The organism is Pseudomonas sp. PH1b (genome assembly GCF_000633395.1).
Lineage (GTDB): Bacteria > Pseudomonadota > Gammaproteobacteria > Pseudomonadales > Pseudomonadaceae > Aquipseudomonas.
Window position 1 is genome coordinate 399999 of the sequence record NZ_AYMU01000002.1, and the last position, 16791, is coordinate 416789.

Annotated in this window: 12 protein-coding genes; 9 read left to right on the forward strand and 3 right to left on the reverse strand. The window is 63.4% G+C overall.

Going from position 1 to position 16791, the window contains the following annotated elements:
• Nucleotides 1-3: 3 nt before the first annotated feature.
• Complete coding sequence (locus tag U873_RS0104555) at nucleotides 4-1776, reverse strand: N-acetylglutaminylglutamine amidotransferase (protein WP_025127104.1); 1773 nt, start codon at nucleotides 1774-1776, stop codon at nucleotides 4-6.
• A 204-nt stretch (nucleotides 1777-1980) separates the two neighbouring features.
• Nucleotides 1981-3957: a bifunctional tRNA (5-methylaminomethyl-2-thiouridine)(34)-methyltransferase MnmD/FAD-dependent 5-carboxymethylaminomethyl-2-thiouridine(34) oxidoreductase MnmC gene (mnmC, locus tag U873_RS0104560; RefSeq protein ID WP_025127105.1), complete on the reverse strand. Its 1977-nt coding sequence runs from the start codon at nucleotides 3955-3957 to the stop codon at nucleotides 1981-1983.
• A 148-nt stretch (nucleotides 3958-4105) separates the two neighbouring features.
• Here mnmC and pap point away from each other — a divergent pair, with 148 nt between their 5' ends.
• The 3 genes from pap (at nucleotide 4106) to U873_RS0104575 (ending at nucleotide 8026) form a co-directional block, all read left to right on the forward strand.
• A complete protein-coding gene (gene pap, locus U873_RS0104565) occupies nucleotides 4106-5620 on the forward strand; it encodes a polyphosphate:AMP phosphotransferase (protein WP_025127106.1) in 1515 nt (504 codons plus the stop codon).
• A 102-nt stretch (nucleotides 5621-5722) separates the two neighbouring features.
• Nucleotides 5723-6907, forward strand: a complete 1185-nt coding sequence (locus U873_RS0104570) for a thiolase family protein (protein WP_025127107.1) — start codon at nucleotides 5723-5725, stop codon at nucleotides 6905-6907.
• Between the two features lie 159 nt (nucleotides 6908-7066).
• On the forward strand, nucleotides 7067-8026 hold the full coding sequence (locus tag U873_RS0104575) for a DMT family transporter (RefSeq protein WP_025127108.1): 960 nt from the start codon (nucleotides 7067-7069) through the stop codon (nucleotides 8024-8026).
• Between the two features lie 75 nt (nucleotides 8027-8101).
• Here the strand turns inward: U873_RS0104575 and U873_RS0104580 are convergent, their stop codons facing one another.
• Entirely contained in the window at nucleotides 8102-9496 is a 1395-nt protein-coding gene (locus U873_RS0104580) for a class II fumarate hydratase (RefSeq protein WP_025127109.1), read from the reverse strand.
• A gap of 193 nt (nucleotides 9497-9689) precedes the next feature.
• Here U873_RS0104580 and U873_RS0104585 point away from each other — a divergent pair, with 193 nt between their 5' ends.
• The 6 genes from U873_RS0104585 (at nucleotide 9690) to U873_RS0104610 (ending at nucleotide 16738) form a co-directional block, all read left to right on the forward strand.
• A complete protein-coding gene (locus U873_RS0104585) occupies nucleotides 9690-10205 on the forward strand; it encodes a DUF2059 domain-containing protein (protein WP_025127110.1) in 516 nt (171 codons plus the stop codon).
• A 12-nt stretch (nucleotides 10206-10217) separates the two neighbouring features.
• On the forward strand, nucleotides 10218-10514 hold the full coding sequence (locus U873_RS0104590) for a BolA family transcriptional regulator (protein ID WP_025127111.1): 297 nt from the start codon (nucleotides 10218-10220) through the stop codon (nucleotides 10512-10514).
• A gap of 164 nt (nucleotides 10515-10678) precedes the next feature.
• A complete protein-coding gene (locus tag U873_RS0104595) occupies nucleotides 10679-11620 on the forward strand; it encodes a rhodanese-related sulfurtransferase (protein WP_025127112.1) in 942 nt (313 codons plus the stop codon).
• A 36-nt stretch (nucleotides 11621-11656) separates the two neighbouring features.
• Entirely contained in the window at nucleotides 11657-12259 is a 603-nt protein-coding gene (locus U873_RS0104600) for a DsbA family protein (RefSeq protein WP_177330238.1), read from the forward strand.
• Entirely contained in the window at nucleotides 12207-14072 is a 1866-nt protein-coding gene (locus U873_RS0104605; RefSeq protein ID WP_371261278.1) for an ABC transporter ATP-binding protein, read from the forward strand. The genes U873_RS0104600 and U873_RS0104605 overlap by 53 nt, the downstream gene beginning before the upstream one ends.
• A 206-nt stretch (nucleotides 14073-14278) precedes the next feature.
• On the forward strand, nucleotides 14279-16738 hold the full coding sequence (locus U873_RS0104610) for an EAL domain-containing protein (RefSeq protein ID WP_025127115.1): 2460 nt from the start codon (nucleotides 14279-14281) through the stop codon (nucleotides 16736-16738).
• Nucleotides 16739-16791 lie beyond the last annotated feature (53 nt).

The following is a 16791-nucleotide window of genomic DNA, read 5'->3' on the forward strand; positions in this document are numbered from 1 at the left end:
CGGTCAGATTCCTTGTTCGCTGAGCCACAGGTTCAAGGCTGCCAGTTGCCACAGCTTGGAACCGCGCAGAGGCGTGAGCTGGCCCTGGGGATCGGTCAACAGGCGGTCGAGCATGGCCGGGTTGAACAGGCCGCGATCCTGGCTCGGGTCCAGCAGCAGTTCGCGGACCCAGTCCAGGGTAGCGCCCTGCAAGTGCTTGAGGCCCGGCACCGGGAAGTAGCCTTTCTTGCGGTCGATCACTTCGCTGGGGATCACCAGCCGCGCGGCTTCCTTGAGCACCTGCTTGCCGCCGTCGGGCAACTTGAAGCGCGCCGGCACCCGGGCCGAGAGTTCCACCAGGCGGTAGTCGAGGAACGGCGTGCGCGCCTCCAGGCCCCAGGCCATGGTCATGTTATCCACACGCTTGACCGGGTCATCCACCAGCATCACCGTGCTGTCCAGGCGCAGGGCCTTATCCACAGGCGCGTCGGCGCCGGGCTGGGCGAAATGCTCGCGGACAAAGTCCCCGGCGGCATCGTTGGCGGTCAGCCATTGCGGTTGCACGGTGGCCGCGTAATCGTCGTAGCTGCGGTCGAAGAAGGCCGCGCGGTAGGCGGCGTAAGGGTCGCTGGCGCCGTCCACCTGCGGGTACCAGTGGTAGCCGGCAAAGAGTTCGTCGGCGCCCTGGCCGCTTTGCACCACCTTGCAGTGCTTGGCCACTTCCCGGGACAGCAGGTAGAAGGCGATGCAGTCGTGGCTGACCATCGGCTCGCTCATGGCGCGAAAGGCCGCCGGCAGCTGTTCGATGATCTCGCGCTCATCGATGCGCAACTGATGGTGCTGGGTGTGGTAGTGCTTGGCGATCAGGTCCGAGTACTGGAATTCGTCACCGCGTTCGCCACCGGCATCCTGGAAGCCGATGGAGAAGGTCGACAGGTTGTCCACCCCGACCTCCCGCAGCAGGCCCACCAGCAGGCTGGAGTCGACACCGCCGGACAGCAGCACGCCGACATCCACCGCCGCTCGTTGGCGAATGGCTACTGCCTCGCGAGTGCTATCGAGCACCCGGTCGCGCCAGTCTTCCAGGGTCAGCTCGGCTTCATCGGCGCGAGGGCCGTAGGGCAGGGTCCACCAGGTCTGCTGTTCGGTGCGGCCATCGGCCTCGATGCGCATCCAGGTGGCCGGCGGCAGTTTTTCGATGCCTGCCAGCAGGGTCCGCGGTGCCGGCACCACGGCATGAAAGTTCAGGTAGTGGTTGAGCGCTACCGGATCGAGCAGCGGGTTGATGTCGCCGCCCTTGAGCAGGGCCGGCAGGGCCGAGGCGAAGCGCAGGCGCTGGCCGGTGCGCGACAGGTACAGGGGCTTGACCCCGAGGCGGTCGCGGGCGATGAACAGGCGCTGGGCGTCCCGTTCCCAGATGGCGAAGGCGAACATGCCGTTGAGCTTGGGCAGCAGGTCGGCGCCCCAGGCGTGGTAGCCCTTGAGCAGCACTTCGGTGTCGCCGCCGGAATAGAAGGCATAACCCTTGGCTTCCAGTTCGGCGCGCAGTTCGGGGAAGTTGTAGATCGCGCCATTGAAGGCCAGGGACAGGCCCAGCTGGCTGTCGACCATGGGCTGCGCCGAGCCGTCCGACAGGTCCATGATTTTTAGCCGTCGATGGCCGAGGGCAATCGGGCCCTGGCTGTGAAAGCCCCAGGCGTCGGGGCCGCGAGGGGCCAGGTGGTGGGTGATTCGTTCAACCGCTGCCAGGTCGGCAGGTTGATGATCAAAGCGTAATTCGCCAGCTAGTCCGCACATAAGTCCTTACCGGTTTTTCCGTTGGGGAGGGGTCAATCCGTAGCCGCCAAAAGGGCGGCTACCTGGAAACTGACCTGTGCATAACTCCGGAGTTTTAGATCGATCGGTTATAAGTAGTGCAGCGGGGCCGGACAGTTGGATGGAGTCAGGGTAACTGGCCAACTGCCATGGGCGGCGCTGAAAAGTCGGCGCCGCCGCTCTGCTTCAAGCCTTGCCGCGAATCAAACGACGCAGGGCAAAACGGTTCGGATGGCAGGCCTCGGCCACGCTTCGGGGCAGTGGCAGGGGTTCGTTTTCCAGCCAGGCGGCCAGCAGCTCTCCGGACAACGGCGCGGTGATCAGCCCGCGGGAACCATGGCCACTGTTGATGTACAGGCCATCGAGCCAGGGGCAGGGCAGGTCCGGCACCTGGCGCGCGTCCTTGCCCAGGGCGGCGTAGGTGTCGGCGAAGGTGGCCGGGTCCGCCAGGGGGCCGACGATGGGCAGGTAGTCCGGGCTGGTGCAGCGAAAGGCCGCACGACCTTGCAGGCTGTCCAGGGGCAGTTGCTCGGCGTTCAGGCGGTGCAGCAGGTCGCTGGAGATTTCCCGCAGCATCTCCAGGTTGCCGGCGTGCTCGGTGCTGGTGGGCGTCAGGTCCTGGCTCTTGAAGTCGAAACTGGCGCCCAGGGTGTGTTCCCCCAGTCGCGGCGGGGCGACATAACCTTCAGCGCAGACCACGGTGGCCAGGCTCTGGCTTTGCGCGGTCTGCGGCAGGCGGGTGATCTGCCCGCGAATGCGTTTGAGGGGCAAATCGGCGCTGGCCGGGAAGCGTTTGATCTCGGCCGCACCGGCGAGGATCACCACCGCCGCGCTGGCCAGCATCCGTTCGCCGTCCCAGGCCTGCCATTGCTCATCGACCTGGCGCAGATCCAGGACTTCCTGGTGCGCCAGGACCCGAATTCGCGGGTGGCCGGCCTGCCATTGGCACAGGGCCGGTGGATGCACCCAGCCACCTTCGGGGTAGAACAGGCCGCCGTGCTCCAGGCCGATACCGGCGCGAGCCTGGGCTTGGGGCTGATCCAGCAGGTGCAGCAGGTCGGCGGGAAAGGCCGCGGCCAGTTGCGCCTGGCGCTCGGCTTCCTTGGCATTGAAGGCCAGTTGCAGCACGCCGCAGCCATCCCAGTCCAGGCCGCGCTGCAGGTGCTCCAGCTGGCGCCGGGTGTAGCCGAAGCCACTGAGGATCATCTGCGACAGGGCGGTGCCGTGGGCCGAGAGCTTGAGGTAGAGCACGCCCTGGGGATTGCCCGAGGCTTCCTGGGCCAGCTCTGCATGACGCTCCAGCAACTGCACCTGCCAGCCGCGGGCGGCCAGGCTGGCGGCGCTGGCACACCCGGCCAGCCCGCCGCCGATCACCAGGGCGGTTTTCTCTCGGGCCGCGGGGCGGGCGAACCAGGGTTTGGCCCTGGCCGGCGCCGGCGCGTCCTCCGGCCAACCGAGGAATTCGCCCCGCAGCACTTCCCATTTATGGCCGATGCCCGGGGTGCGCTTCATCTTGAAGCCGGCAGCGTTCAGCAGCCGGCGCACCCAGCCAGTGCTGGTGAAGGTGCTGAGGGTGGAGCCCGGCGCGGCCAGGCGCGCCAGTTCGGCGAACAGCTCCGCGGTCCACATGTCGGGGTTCTTGGCCGGGGCAAACCCGTCGAGAAACCAGGCATCGACCTGGGCGTCCAGTTGCGGCAGTTGCTCCAGGGCATCGCCGATCAGCAGGGTCAGGGTCACCCGCCCGCCTTCCAGCACAATGCGCTGGAAGCCGCCGTGCACTGCCACGTACTGCGCCAGCAGCGGTGCGCTGAGGCTCGCCAGTTCCGGCCACAGGGCCAGGGCCCGTTGCAGGTCGGCGGGGCTCAAGGGGTACTTTTCCACACTGACGAAATGCAGCCGGGCGCCGGCTGCAGCCTGCTGCTGGAACAACTGCCAGGCGCAGAGAAAGTTCAGCCCGGTGCCGAAGCCGGTTTCACCGATGACAAAGCGTTCGCCGGCGCCCAGGGCGGCAAAGCGTTCGCGCAGGCGGTTCTGTTCGATGAACACGTGACGGGTTTCATCCAGGCCCGATTCGCTGGAGAAGTACACGTCATCGAAGACCCGCGAGCGCGGGCGTCCTTGGTCGTCCCAGTCGAGCTGGGCGTGGGGCAGTTCAGGGGTCATGTTCGGCTCTTGTTGCGCAAGGCGGCCATTCTAGCCGATCGCGCCGCCAGCGCTTGATCCATGGCAAGGCGCCGCAGGTTCGGGGATTTGTTTTCCCTGGCCGAGGTCGATCCGCTAGTCTTGGAAAATTCTTGGAAGGGAGCAACCCATGTTCGAATCCGCTGAAATCGGTCACGCCATCGACAAAGAAACCTACGATGCCGAGGTGCCGGCGCTGCGCGAGGCCTTGCTCGAAGCCCAGTTCGAGCTGCGCCAGAAGGCCAGCTTTCCGGTGATCGTGCTGATCAACGGGATCGAGGGCGCAGGCAAGGGCGAGACGGTCAAGCTGCTCAACGAATGGATGGACCCGCGCTTGATCGAGGTGCGCACCTTCGACCAGCAGACCGATGAAGAACTGTCGCGGCCACCGGCCTGGCGCTACTGGCGGATGCTCCCGGCCAAGGGCCGCATGGGGGTGTTCTTCGGCAACTGGTACAGCCAGATGCTGCAGAGCCGAGTACATGGCGAGATCAAGGACCCGCGGCTGGACCAGGCGATCAATGGCGCCGAGCGCCTGGAGAAGATGCTTTGCGATGAAGGCGCGCTGATCTTCAAGTTCTGGTTTCACCTGTCCAAGAAACAGATGAAGGCCCGGCTCAAGGCCTTGCAGGACGACCCCCTGCACAGCTGGCGCATCAGCCCGCTGGACTGGCAGCAATCGGAAACCTACGACAAGTTCGTCAAATACGGCGAGCGGGTGCTGCGCCGGACCAGCCGTGACTATGCCCCCTGGCACGTGATCGAAGGGGTCGATCCGCATTACCGCAGCCTCACCGTGGGGCGGATCCTGCTGGAAGGCTTGCAGAGCGCGCTCAACCGCCAGCCCTTGAAGCCTGCCCAGGTCAGCGCCGCGCCGCTGCCGACGGCCGTGGACCAACTCAGCCTGCTGGACAGCCTGGACATGACCCAGCACCTGGACAAGGACGACTATGAGGAGCAGTTGATCACCGAGCAGGCGCGCCTGGCCGGCCTGCTGCGGGACAAGCGCATGCGCAAGCATGCCCTGGTGGCGGTCTTCGAAGGCAACGATGCGGCGGGCAAAGGCGGTGCCATTCGCCGGGTCGCGGCCGCGCTGGACCCGCGCCAGTACAGCATCGTGCCAATTGCCGCGCCCACTGAAGAAGAGCGCGCGCAGCCTTATCTCTGGCGGTTCTGGCGGCATATCCCGGCCCGCGGCAAGTTCACCATCTTCGATCGCTCCTGGTACGGCCGGGTGCTGGTGGAGCGGATCGAGGGGTTCTGCAGCCCCGCCGACTGGCTGCGAGCCTACAGCGAGATCAACGATTTCGAGGAGCAGTTGGCCGATGCCCGGGTGATCGTGGTGAAGTTCTGGCTGGCCATCGACAAGGACACGCAGCTGGAGCGTTTCCAGGCTCGGGAGGAAATTCCCTTCAAGCGCTTCAAGATCACCGAGGACGACTGGCGCAACCGCGACAAGTGGGACGACTACCGCGCCGCTGTCGGCGACATGGTGGATCGCACCAGCACCGAAGTAGCGCCCTGGACCCTGGTGGAGGCTAATGACAAGCGCTGGGCCCGGGTCAAGGTCCTGCGTACCATCAACCGGGCCCTGGAGGCCGCGTTCGAGCGATCCGACAAGCACGACAAGAAAGCCAAGAAGTAGGTCGATGGTCGCGCATACGCCCAGTGAATGATTGTCGCGGCCGGGGAGCGGAGGCATCTATGCTCGATGCTCTTCCAGCCGACAACAACAACGAGGTGCGTCATGCGTGAAGTGGTGATCGTCGACAGCGTACGGACCGGCCTGGCCAAGTCCTTTCGCGGCAAGTTCAACCAGACCCGTCCGGATGACATGGCCGCTCACTGCGTCAATGCGCTGCTGAGCCGCAACGGTATCGACCCGGCCAGTGTCGAGGACTGCATCGTCGGCGCCGGCTCCAATGAGGGCGCCCAGGGCTTCAATATCGGTCGCAACGTGGCGGTGCTCTCGCAACTGGGCACCGGGACCGCGGGCATGACCCTCAACCGCTTCTGTTCGTCAGGGCTGCAGGCGATCGCCATCGCCGCCAACCAGATTGCCTCCGGCTGCAGCGACATCATCGTTGCCGGTGGCGTCGAGTCCATCAGCCTGACCATGAAGAGCGTCAATACCGACCACCTGATCAACCCGTTGCTCAAGGAGCAGGTGCCGGGCATCTACTTTCCCATGGGCCAGACCGCCGAGGTGGTGGCGCGCCGTTACAACGTCAGTCGCGAGGCCCAGGACCGCTATTCCCTGCAGAGCCAGCAACGCACTGCCCAGGCCCAGGCGGCCGGCCTGTTCAATGACGAAATCGTGCCGATGACGGTCAAGTACAAGGTCGAGGACAAGAACACCGGGCAGGTGCAGATACTCGATGGCGTGGTGGATCGTGATGACTGCAACCGCCCCGACACCACCCTGGAGAACCTCGCGGCCCTCAAGCCGGTGTTCGCCGACGACGGTTCGGTCACGGCGGGCAACTCTTCACAGTTGTCCGATGGCGCCTCCATGACCCTGGTGATGAGCCTGGAGCGGGCGCTGGCCCTGGGGCTCAGGCCCAAGGCTTTTTTCCGCGGTTTTACCGTGGCCGGCTGCGAGCCGGACGAGATGGGCATCGGCCCGGTGTTCTCGGTGCCCAAGCTGCTCAAGGCCAAGGGCCTGCGCGTCGCTGATATCGACCTGTGGGAGCTCAACGAGGCTTTTGCTTCCCAGTGCCTGTACGCCCGCGATCGCCTGGAAATCGACAACGCCAGGTACAACGTCAACGGTGGCTCGATCTCCATCGGCCACCCGTTCGGCATGACCGGTTCGCGCCAGGTGGGGCACCTGGTGCGTGAGTTGCAACGGCGCAATCTGCGCTACGGCATCGTCACCATGTGCGTGGGCGGCGGCATGGGAGCAACGGGGTTGTTCGAGGCCGTGCGCTAGGTTGATCGGCAGGCGCCATGGCCGGTTCCTGCGCGGGACCGGCGGTGGCGTTTGCGACCTGCACAATCCTGATTGCGCTTCGTCGCCAACTGTCCCTGTGTCGGCCCCGACGGCAGGCATAGAATGCGCACCTCGCAGGTCAAGCATTGTGGGGTTCGCATGCACGTTTCATCCGGTCGCTGGGTTTATGGCCTGTTTCTCGCCTTACTGACCGCGTTGCTGTGGGGCATCCTGCCGATCAAGCTCAAGCAAGTGCTGCTGGTGATGGACCCGGTCACCGTGACCTGGTTTCGCCTGATGGTGTCCGGCGGCTGCCTGTTGCTCTACCTGACGGCAGTGGGGCGCTTGCCCCGCTGGCGCCTGCTCGGCCCCAAAGGCATCTGGCTGGTGCCGATCGCGGTCTGCGGGCTGGTGGGCAACTATGTGCTGTACCTGATGGGCCTTAACCTGCTGAGCCCTGGCACTGCGCAACTGGTGGTGCAGATGGGGCCGATCCTGCTGCTGGTCGCCAGTGTGTTCGTGTTCAAGGAGCGCTTTAGCCTGGGGCAGGGGCTTGGGCTGCTGGTGCTGTTGATCGGCTTCGGGCTGTTCTTCAATCAGCGCCTGACCGAACTGCTGACATCCCTCAGTGACTACACCGCCGGAGTCTTGACCATCCTGGCCGCATCGGCGGTCTGGACCTTTTATGCCCTGGGTCAGAAGCAGCTGTTGAGCGCATGGAATTCCTTGCAGGTGATGATGGTGATCTACCTGTCCTGCGCACTGCTGCTGACTCCTTGGGTGCATCCGATGGAAGCGTTGCAGTTGAGCCCATTGCAGGCTTGGCTGTTGCTCGCCTGCTGCCTCAATACCCTGGTTGCCTATGGCGCCTTTGCCGAGGCCCTGGCCCATTGGGAGGCGTCGCGGGTCAGTGCGACCCTGGCGATCACGCCGCTGGTGACCTTTGCCGCAGTGGCTTGGGCAGCCTGGGCGTGGCCGGAATATGTGCAGGCTGAAGAGATCAATGGCCTGGGCTATGGCGGGGCGTTGCTGGTGGTGCTGGGCTCGGCGCTGACCGCGTTGGGCCCCTCGCTGATGGCCGGGCTCAAGGCCCGGCGCCAGCGTATTGCGGTGGGTTGAGAGGCTCTGGCAAACCGGCTCCTGCACAAGCGCTGTCACTGTGCAGGCAATGGCTGCCGGCGAGACACGGTCGCCTCAACTCTGCTTTCCGGCCTCCAGCATGTTCTCCGGGCGGACCCAGGCATCGAACTGCTCGTCGGTCAGGTAGCCCAATTCCAGCGCGGCCTCGCGCAGGGTCAGGTTCTCGGCGTAGGCCTTCTTGGCGATCTCGGCGGCCTTGTCGTAGCCGATATGGGTGTTGAGCGCGGTCACCAACATCAGGCCTCGCTCCAGGTGCTCGGCCATCTGCACCGGGTCAGGTTCCAGTCCGGCAATGCAATGCTGCTGGAAGTTGCTGCAGCCATCGGCCAACAGGCGGATCGATTGCAGCAGGTTGTGAATGATCACCGGCTTGTACACGTTCAACTGCAGGTGGCCCTGGCTGGCGGCGAAACCTATGGTCACGTCGTTGCCCATGACCTGGCAGGCAAGCATCGACAAGGCTTCGCATTGGGTCGGGTTGACCTTGCCGGGCATGATCGAACTGCCAGGTTCGTTGGCCGGCAGGCGCACCTCCGCCAGCCCGGCCCTTGGGCCCGAGCCCAGCAGGCGCAGGTCGTTGGCGATTTTCATCAGGCTCACCGCGAGGGTCTTCAGGGCACCGGACAGGGTGGTCAGGGGCTCATGACCGGCCAGGGCGGCGAACTTGTTCGGCGCGGTGACGAACGGCAGGCCGGAAAGGGCGGCCAGTTCGGCGGCGATTGCCTCGCCGAAGCCGTGGGGCGAGTTCAGCCCGGTCCCCACCGCGGTCCCGCCCTGGGCCAGTTCACACACCGCTGGCAGGGCGCTGCGAATGGCCCGCTCGGCGTACGCCAGCTGAGTGATGAAGGCCGATACCTCCTGGCCGAAGGTGATGGGGGTGGCGTCCATCATGTGGGTGCGCCCGGTCTTCACCAGCTTCATGTGCCGAGCCGCCAGTTCCGCCAGTCCGCCGGACAGTTCGGTGATGGCCGGCAACAGCTGGAATTGCACGGCCTGGGCCGCAGCAATGTGCATGGCGGTGGGGAAACAGTCGTTGGAGCTCTGCGAGCGGTTGACGTGGTCGTTGGGGTGCACCGGGGTCTTGCCGCCCCGGGGGTTGCCCGCCAGTTCATTGGCGCGCCCGGCAAGCACTTCGTTGACGTTCATGTTGCTCTGGGTGCCGCTGCCGGTTTGCCACACCACCAGGGGAAACTGATCGTCATGTTCGCCTGCCAGGACTTCATCGGCGGCTTGTTCGATCAGCCGGGCGATATCGGCGGGCACATCGCCATTACGGTCGTTGACCCGGGCGGCGGCCTTCTTGATCAGTGCCAGGGCATGCAGCACCGACAGGGGCATGCGCTCGTTGCCGATGGCGAAGTTGACCAGCGAGCGTTGGGTCTGTGCACCCCAATAGGCTTCTTCCGGGACTTCAACCTGGCCCAGGCTGTCGGTTTCGATTCGATTCATCGTGGCAATCCTCCAAGTCTGACTGGCCAGTTTAGGCCGTGATCCGGGGCAGGGGTTCCCTGAAGGGGATATTTCCCCGGGGGGGCGGGCAAAACCGCGAGGTGTCCGGGGGTGGGGTTGAGGGACGCGGATTAATAGGCGCAGAATGGGCGCCCTTGGGGTTCTACCTCGCCTGCTAGATAAAGGAAACTCGATGACCCGTTTTCGTGCCATCTGTACCGCGGTTGTTCTGGTATGTGCCAGCGGCCAGGTTCTTGCCGATACCGCCAGCCACAACGCCAGTGCCGAGGCCTTCCTGACCCTGGCCCATGCGGACAAGCTCGGTACTCCGGTGTACATGCAAGTGCAGCAAATGTTCGCCCAGCGTTTCGAGCAGACCAAGGCCCCGGAATCCAAGCGTGCCCTGCTGGAAACCTACCAGGCCAAGGCCAACGCCGCCCTGGACCAGGCCATTGGCTGGAACAAGCTGAAACCGGACATGGTCAAGCTCTACACCAGCAATTTCAGCGAGTCCGAGCTCAAGGACTTGGTCGCCTTCTACCAGTCGCCACTGGGCAAGAAAGTCCTGGAGAAAATGCCCCAGCTGACCCAGCAATCGGCGCAGATGACCCAGGGCAAGCTGGAAAGTGCAGTACCTGTGGTGAACAAGCTGCTGGCCGACATGACCGCCGAGCTCGAGCCTAAAGCAGCACCTGCGAAGAAGAAGTAAGCGGAGCCTGCAATGACCATGCAACAACGTATCGAATCGGCGCTGGGGGCGTTGCAGCCCGAGCACCTGCAAGTGCTGGATGAAAGCCACATGCACAGCCGTGGCCAGGAAACCCACTACAAGGCGGTGCTGGTCAGCGAGCAGTTCGAAGGCCTCAACAGCGTCAAGCGCCATCAGAAGGTCTACGCCACCCTGGGTGAGCTGATGAGCCAGTTCCATGCCTTGGCGCTGCACACCTATACACCGCAAGAGTGGTCGAAGATCGGTGCGGCCCCGGCCTCGCCGACCTGCGCCGGAGGTGGGCACTAGTAGTCGCCCGTGGCTGGCCGTAACACTCCTTGGTGTTCGGCTTGCCGCTTGAAGCTTGGAGCTGGAAGCTGCCTTCCTGTTACAATCGCAACGCGCCGCTTATGCCGGCGCGTTTTTTTGCATCCGGTTCACCCTTTGCGAGGGTAGCCACCTGGAGATTACCCATGACACAACCCATTGTCGTGGCGGCACTGTATAAGTTCGTCACCCTCGAAGATTACGTCAGCCTGCGCGAGCCCCTGTTGCAGGCGATGCTCGACAACGGCATCAAGGGCACCTTGCTGATCGCCGAAGAAGGCATCAACGGCACCGTGTCCGGCACACGTGAAGGCATCGATGGCCTGCTGGCCTGGTTGAAAAACGATGCGCGCATGGTCGACATCGACCATAAAGAGTCGTACTGCGACGAGCAGCCCTTCTACCGCACCAAGGTCAAGCTGAAAAAAGAGATCGTGACCCTGGGCGTGCCCGGCGTCGACCCCAACAAGAAGGTCGGGACCTACGTCGAGCCCCAGGACTGGAATGCCCTGATCAGCGACCCGGAAGTGCTGTTGATCGATACTCGTAACGACTATGAGGTGTCCATCGGCACCTTCGAAGGTGCGATCGACCCGAAAACCACCAGCTTTCGCGAGTTCCCGGACTACATCAAGGCCCATTTCGACCCGAGCAAGCACAAGAAAGTGGCGATGTTCTGCACCGGCGGCATCCGTTGCGAGAAGGCTTCGAGCTACATGCTCAGCGAAGGCTTCGACGAGGTGTTTCACCTCAAGGGTGGCATCCTCAAGTACCTCGAAGAGGTGCCGCAGCAAGAGAGCAAATGGCAGGGCGACTGCTTTGTGTTCGATAACCGCGTCACTGTTCGCCACGACCTGAGCGAAGGCGACTACGATCAATGTCATGCCTGCCGCACTCCGGTGAGTGTCGAGGATCGTGCATCCGAGCACTACGTGCCGGGTATCAGTTGTCCCCATTGTTGGGACAAATTGAGCGAAAAGACCCGTCGCAGTGCCATCGACCGCCAGAAGCAGATCGAGTTGGCCAAGGCCCGCAACATGCCGCACCCGATTGGTTTCAACTACAAGCAATCATCTTCCGAGGCTTGAGCCATGTCTGCCCGCCTGCTCTATGTGATGGACCCGATGTGTTCATGGTGCTGGGGGTTCGCCCCCGTGGCCCAGGCTCTGGCGGAGCAGGCCCAGGCCGCCGGGGTCGAGCTGCACCTGGTGGTGGGAGGCTTGCGCACCGGCAGTGGCGCGGCGCTGGAGCCTAACACCCGACGCTATATTCTCGAGCACTGGCAGGCGGTGCATCAGGCCACCGGCCAGCCGTTCAATTTCGAAGGCGCCTTGCCCGATGGCTTTGTCTATGACACCGAGCCGGCTTGCCGGGCGATTGTCACCGCCCGCGGCCTGGCGCCCGATTGTGCGTGGAAGCTGCTGGGGCTGATCCAGCGGGCGTTCTACGTCGAAGGTCGCGACGTCACCCTGGCCAGTGTGCTGGTGGAGTTGGCAGAGCAGGCCGGGGTGCCGCGCATCGAATTCGCCGAGGCGTTCGACCGTGCCGAGCAGCATGCGGCCACGGCCGCGGACTTCACCTGGGTCCAGGACCTGGGGATTGCCGGGTTCCCCACCTTGCTGGCAGAACGCAATGGCCAGTTGGCGTTGTTGACCAACGGCTACCAACCGTTGGATGAGTTGTCGCCACTGCTGGGGCGCTGGCTGGAGCGCGCCGCCTGTGCCTGAGCCGGTCGATTCAGGTGCGCCTGCCAAGATTGTCGATCGCCTGAGCTGGGCGGAAATCCGCCGCCTGGCCCTTCATCACAAGAAAGCCCTGTGGATTGCCAACGGCGTAGCGGTGCTGGCGACCTTGTGCAGTGTGCCGATTCCGCTGTTGCTGCCCTTGCTGGTGGACGAAGTGTTGCTGGGGCATGGCGATGCGGCGCTGCAGGTGATGAATCGCTTTCTGCCGGCAGGCTGGCAAAGCGCTGCCGGCTATATCGGGCTGATGCTCCTGGTGACCCTGATCCTGCGGTGCTCGGCCCTGGTGTTCAACGTGGTCCAGGCCCGGCTGTTCGCCGGCCTGGCCAAGGACATCGTCTATCGCATTCGTGTGCGCCTGATCGAGCGGCTCAAACGCATTTCCCTTGGCGAGTACGAAAGCCTGGGTGGGGGCACGGTCACCACGCACCTGGTCACCGACCTGGACACCCTGGACAAGTTCGTCGGTGAAACCCTCAGTCGTTTCCTGGTGGCGATGCTGACCCTGGTAGGCACGGCCGGGATCCTGATGTGGATGCACTGGAAGCTGGCCTTGCTGATCCTGCTGTTCAACCCGCTGGTGATCTTTGCCACGGTGCAGCTGGGCAAGCGGGTCAAGCACCTGAAGAAGCTGGAAAATGACAGCACCTCGCGCTTTACCCAGGCCCTGACCGAAACCCTGGAGGCTATCCAGGAAATTCGTGCCGGTAATCGCCAGGGGTTTTTCCTCGGTCGCCTGGGCCGGCGCGCCGAGGAAGTCCGTGACTACGCGGTGGCCTCGCAGTGGAAAAGCGACGCCTCGGGCCGGGCCAGTGGCCTGCTGTTCCAGTTCGGCATCGACATCTTTCGCGCCGCAGCGATGCTCACGGTGCTGTTCTCCGACCTGTCCATCGGCCAGATGCTGGCAGTGTTCAGCTACCTGTGGTTCATGATCGGCCCGGTGGAGCAGCTGCTGAACCTGCAATACGCCTATTACGCGGCGGGCGGGGCCCTGACCCGGATCAACGAGTTGCTGGCGCGTGCCGATGAACCGCAATACCAAGGCGGCGTGGACCCGTTCCTCGGCCGGGAAACCGTCGGTATCGAGGTCCGTGGCCTGAGCTTCGGCTATGGCGACGAGCGGGTGCTCGACAACATGAACCTGTCCATTGCCCCGGGCGAGAAGGTGGCGATCGTCGGGGCCAGCGGCGGCGGCAAAAGCACTCTGGTGCAGTTGTTGCTGGGGTTGTACACGCCGCAGTCCGGCACGATCCGGTTTGGCGGCTCGACCCAGCAGGAGATCGGCCTGGAGACCGTGCGGGAAAACGTCGCCGTGGTGCTGCAGCACCCTGCGTTGTTCAATGACACCATCCGCGCCAACCTGACCATGGGGCGCGAACGCAGCGACACTGCCTGCTGGCAGGCCCTGGAAATCGCCCAACTGGACGCGACCGTACGTGCCTTGCCCCAGGGGCTGGACAGTGTGGTCGGTCGTTCCGGCGTACGTCTGTCAGGCGGCCAGCGCCAGCGCCTGGCCATTGCGCGCATGGTGTTGGCCGAGCCCAAAGTGGTGATTCTCGACGAGGCCACGTCCGCCCTGGACGCCGCCACCGAATACAACCTGCATCAGGCGCTGACCCGTTTCCTGCAGGGGCGCACTACGCTGATCATTGCTCATCGACTCTCGGCGGTAAAACAGGCCGACCGGGTTTTGGTGTTCGATGGCGGGCAGATTGCCGAAGATGGCGACCACCAGCAGCTGATTGCTGACGGCGGGCTTTACGCCAAGCTTTACGGGCATTTGCAGCAGGTTCGATAGTCTTGAGTTTTGTCCGGCTTTCTGTGCTTAGTGCTTGAATTTCCTGGGACAAAAACCGTTTGGCGCGAGAGGGCGGCCGTTTGTTCCTGGAGGGCTGATCCGGCGGCTGTTCGCCCGGCGCCCGACCCGTGGAAATTAGCCTAATCTCTGCTGTCTGAGGCGGAACTACTGGGTGTTTATTTGGCAGTGCGCAAGCAAGGACCCTCATGAAGCAAAAGCGGACTTTCACAACGCCGCGGTTGTTGGGCATCGTCTGGCCCTTTATCGCCGTGGTGTTATTTCAAGCGCTGTTAGGTGGCCTCAGCCTGTACGTACTCTCGGCGGTGCGTGGTTATGTTGCCGGTGAAAGCCTGTGGTCCAAAGGCCAGAAAGACGCCATCTACTACCTCAATCTCTATGCCGACAGCCGCGACGAAGGCACTTTCCTCAAGTATCAGAACGCAATAGCAGTGCCCCAGGGCGGGCATGAGCTGCGGGTAGCCCTGGACAGCCAGCCACCGGACCTGGAGGCTGCGCGCCTGGGCATCCTCAAGGGGGGCAATCATCCCGACGATGTTTCCAGCCTGATCTGGCTCTACCTCAATTTTCGTCACTTCAGCTACCTGGAGAAGGCGATCGATCGCTGGACCGTGGGTGACAGCTACTTGCTGCAGCTCGACACCGTGGCTCGGGAGATGCATCAGGGGATCAGCAGCAACAGCGCCAGCGAGGCCGATCTGCAGCGCTGGAAGAGCGAGATCTTTGCCATCAACGACGGTGTCACTCCAGCCGCCAAGGCGTTCAGCGATGCCCTGGGCGAAGGTTCGCGGGTCATCCTGCGGTTGCTGCTGATCACCAACCTCGCCACCGCGCTGATCCTGATTGCCCTGGCGTTGCTGCGCACCCACAAGTTGCTCGCCCAGCGCCATGCCTTTGCCGATGCCCTGCAACTGGAGAAGGAGCGGGCGCAGATCACCTTGCAGTCCATCGGCGACGGGGTGATCACCACGGACGTCGAAGGCGCCATTGCCTACATGAACCCGGCCGCGGAAGAGCTGACCCGCTGGAAGGCCGAGCAGGCGGTGGGGTTGCCCCTGGCGGCCTTGTTCAACCTGCTGGATGAAAATGCCCAGGCCGACGGCTTTACCCTGATCGAGCACATTCTCAACGGTGAGCTCAGCGGGGGCAGCGAGCATTCCAAGCTGATCCAGCGCCTGGACGGCAGTACGGTTTCGGTGACCCTGGTGGGGGCACCGATCCGCAATGCCGGGAAAGTCAGCGGGACGGTACTGGTGCTGCATGACATGACCCAGGAGCGGCAGTACATCGCCAATCTTTCCTGGCAGGCGACCCATGATGCGCTGACCGGCCTGGCCAACCGTCGGGAATTCGAGTTCCGCCTTGAGCAGGCCCTGAATGGGTTGGCTCGTCAGCCGGCCAGGCATGCACTGATGTTCCTCGATCTCGATCAGTTCAAGCTGGTCAACGACACCTGCGGGCATGCTGCCGGTGATGAATTGCTGCGCCATATCTGTGCGCTGCTGCAATCGGGCCTGCGCGAAAGCGACACACTGGCCCGACTGGGCGGGGACGAGTTCGGCATTCTCCTGGAGAACTGCTCGCCCGAGGCTGCGGAGAAGATTGCCGAGGGGCTGCGCCAGACCGTGCAGAACCTGCATTTTGTCTGGAAGGGGCGGCCCTTCGTGACCACCGTGAGTATTGGCCTGGTACACATAGCCCATACCCCGACCACCCTCGAAGCGTCGCTGCGGGCAGCGGATATGGCCTGCTACATGGCCAAGGAGAAGGGGCGCAACCGGGTTCAGGTCTACCATGCCGACGACTCTGAGCTTTCCCTGCGTTTCGGCGAAATGGCCTGGGTCCAGCGCCTGCACATGGCCCTGGAGGAGAATCGTTTCTGCCTGTATTCCCAGGAAATCACCGCCCTGGGGCATGTCGAGCGTGACGGCGGGCATGTAGAGATCCTTCTGCGGCTGCATGACGAGGCCGGTCGGATGATCTTGCCGGACAGCTTCATTCCGGCGGCGGAGCGTTATGGCCTGATGACCTCCCTGGATCGCTGGGTGGTGCAGAACGTATTCAAGATCGTTGCCCAGTGCATCGCCGAAGGCCGCGAAGGGCCAATGGCCATGTGCGCGATCAACCTGTCCGGCATCACCATCGGTGATGATGAGTTTCTCGACTTCCTGCGGGAGCAGTTTGTCGCCTATGGCGTGCCGCCGAAGATGATCTGTTTTGAAATTACTGAAACCAGTGCAATTGCCAATTTGGGCAGCGCGATCCGTTTTATAAATGAACTCAAGGGTTTAGGTTGTCACTTCTCTCTGGACGACTTTTGCGCGGGAATGTCGTCGTTCGCTTATCTCAAACATTTGCCTGTAGACTTCCTCAAGATCGATGGAAGTTTCGTAAAGGATATGCTGGACGACCCGATTAACCGCGCCATGGTCGAGGTCATCAACCACATCGGGCATGTCATGGGTAAGCGCACGATTGCCGAGTTTGTTGAAACACCGCAGATCGAGCAGGCATTGCTCGAAATCGGCGTGGATTATGCTCAAGGCTACATAATTGAACGCCCGCAATTGTTCACCTGTGACAGCTTGCAGTGTCGACCTGTACGGCCACAGCCCCTGCTGTTCAAGGCGCCCGGCACGTTCCGTTGAAACCTCTTTTGGATCCGCACATCACAATCAAAAGGAGCCCGACAGTGATCGAC

What these genes read in the sequence shown, in the direction of transcription:
- U873_RS0104590 (WP_025127111.1), top strand. Translation starts at nt 10,218, where the DNA reads ATGACCATGCAACAACGTATCGAATCGGCGCTGGGGGCGTTGCAGCCC.
- U873_RS0104600 (WP_177330238.1), top strand. Translation starts at nt 11,657, where the DNA reads ATGTGTTCATGGTGCTGGGGGTTCGCCCCCGTGGCCCAGGCTCTGGCG.
- U873_RS0104585 (WP_025127110.1), top strand. Translation starts at nt 9,690, where the DNA reads ATGACCCGTTTTCGTGCCATCTGTACCGCGGTTGTTCTGGTATGTGCC.
- U873_RS0104580 (WP_025127109.1), bottom strand. Translation starts at nt 9,496, where the DNA reads ATGAATCGAATCGAAACCGACAGCCTGGGCCAGGTTGAAGTCCCGGAA.
- U873_RS0104605 (WP_371261278.1), top strand. Translation starts at nt 12,207, where the DNA reads ATGAGTTGTCGCCACTGCTGGGGCGCTGGCTGGAGCGCGCCGCCTGTG.
- U873_RS0104570 (WP_025127107.1), top strand. Translation starts at nt 5,723, where the DNA reads ATGCGTGAAGTGGTGATCGTCGACAGCGTACGGACCGGCCTGGCCAAG.
- pap (WP_025127106.1), top strand. Translation starts at nt 4,106, where the DNA reads ATGTTCGAATCCGCTGAAATCGGTCACGCCATCGACAAAGAAACCTAC.
- mnmC (WP_025127105.1), bottom strand. Translation starts at nt 3,957, where the DNA reads ATGACCCCTGAACTGCCCCACGCCCAGCTCGACTGGGACGACCAAGGA.
- U873_RS0104595 (WP_025127112.1), top strand. Translation starts at nt 10,679, where the DNA reads ATGACACAACCCATTGTCGTGGCGGCACTGTATAAGTTCGTCACCCTC.
- U873_RS0104610 (WP_025127115.1), top strand. Translation starts at nt 14,279, where the DNA reads ATGAAGCAAAAGCGGACTTTCACAACGCCGCGGTTGTTGGGCATCGTC.
- U873_RS0104555 (WP_025127104.1), bottom strand. Translation starts at nt 1,776, where the DNA reads ATGTGCGGACTAGCTGGCGAATTACGCTTTGATCATCAACCTGCCGAC.
- U873_RS0104575 (WP_025127108.1), top strand. Translation starts at nt 7,067, where the DNA reads ATGCACGTTTCATCCGGTCGCTGGGTTTATGGCCTGTTTCTCGCCTTA.